The following is a 1,513-nucleotide window of genomic DNA, read 5'->3' as shown; positions in this document are numbered from 1 at the left end:
CTGCTTCATAGCGCTGCTCCCTTTCGATAATCCGCTAAGGCCGATCCTAACAACCCTCGTGTCCTCAAGAAGACGTCAGCCGCGATTACGCCATGGTAAGAAGCCGAATTGAGCGGGGCCGGGCAGGCGGGCGTACGCCAGAGCTGGATCAGGAACAGGCACAAGAGTTCTCTGAGCCAGGCGAGGATGCGGCGGAAGTTGTGGCCGACGGCTGAGAGGATGACGTTGGCCGCATCGCCGGCGCGGCCTTTGAGGTAGCAGCGGCCGAGGTGGCCATCGGTCTTCAGGTGTCCGATGATGGGCTCGATGGCGGAGCGGCGCCGCAGCTCGCGCTTGATGACACCGAAGACGCCGCGCTTCTGGCCAGAGATGAAGACACGGCGCGGGTTCTGTGTGTCATGGCCGCGGTATCCCTTGTCGACATAGGCCCGCTCGATCGCACAGCCGGTGAGTGTCTCGGTGCGGTCGATGACGTCCCGCAAGGTGTGACCGTCGTACGGGTTATCGGGCAGCGCCCTGGCGTGCAGCACGAACAGGCCACCGGGAGCACGGCGGTTGTTGGTGATGATGGAGGCTTTGACACCGATCTATGGACCACGCCCGCATTGCAAGAGGAATCGACAAAGGGATGAAGCGGTTTGCGCCAATCTATCCGGCTTCAATTTGGGGCTGTTGCCCCGAGCCATCATGGATATCCGCCCACTTCTGTCCTCAATAACTCGCCGGCCTCAAGAAGGGCCATGGAGTCGAACCAGGCTTCAGAAGTGTCGGTGGAACCGTTTCTCCATTCGTCCTTTCCGTCTCGCAAACCTCGGCGGGTTATTGTGCCTTCCTGATCGGACCTTGGATCTTCCTTTCCGACCCTGTTTCTTATGCGGTGCGGCCCAGGAGGTTGGCGTCATAGTCACGGCCCTTTGCGAGCATGCTCCAGGCCATGCGCGCGAGTTTTGCGGCCAGGGCAACAACCAAGACATTGGAGTGGAGCCGCTTGGACGCTGCCTCCAACCAGGCTCCGAAGCCAAGCCGAGGCCAACTCTGACGCTGCAGAAGTACGGCTCTGGCGCCCTGAATGAACAGCGTTTCGCAGGTACCGATTACCGCGCCTCGATATGCGCCCGAGAATGGTTCGATCGCCGGTCGAGATTTGCTTCGGTACCAGACCAAGCCATGCTGCAAAGTCCCGGCCCTTATGGAAGGCATCACCGGTTCCGATGGCGGCGACCATCGCGCTTGAGATGATCGGCCCGACGCCGGGCGCACTCATTAGGCGGCGACAGTGTGGATCTTGATCAGCGAGTTCGTTGATTTCTTTCGTCATTGACGCGACCCGTCGGTCGAGATGGCGCCAGTCCTCGGCCAAGTCTTGAATGAGCTGGATCACTCGAGGCGATAAGTTGTCTTTTTGAGCTGCTGCCGGTTTGATGGTAAGCGTGGTGCTGAGGCCCTTCAGATTGTCTGTGCGCGATCTTGGGAGCACCGCTAGAAGAGTCATCTTCTGCAAGGGTGCTCACAA

At 59.9% G+C, this 1,513-nt stretch carries 2 pseudogenes; both read right to left on the bottom strand.

What is annotated here, in order from left to right:
- Positions 1–98: 98 nt before the first annotated feature.
- Positions 99–584: pseudogene (locus tag ABIB91_RS41645) on the bottom strand (transposase); the annotation flags it as partial.
- A 286-nt stretch (positions 585–870) separates the two neighbouring features.
- A pseudogene (locus tag ABIB91_RS41640) lies at positions 871–1,411 on the bottom strand (IS110 family RNA-guided transposase); the annotation flags it as partial.
- Positions 1,412–1,513 lie beyond the last annotated feature (102 nt).

The sequence above is a fragment of the Bradyrhizobium sp. JR4.3 genome (genome assembly GCF_040547695.1).
Classification (GTDB): domain Bacteria; phylum Pseudomonadota; class Alphaproteobacteria; order Rhizobiales; family Xanthobacteraceae; genus Bradyrhizobium; species Bradyrhizobium canariense.
This window is presented reverse-complemented; position numbering and strand designations above follow the sequence as displayed.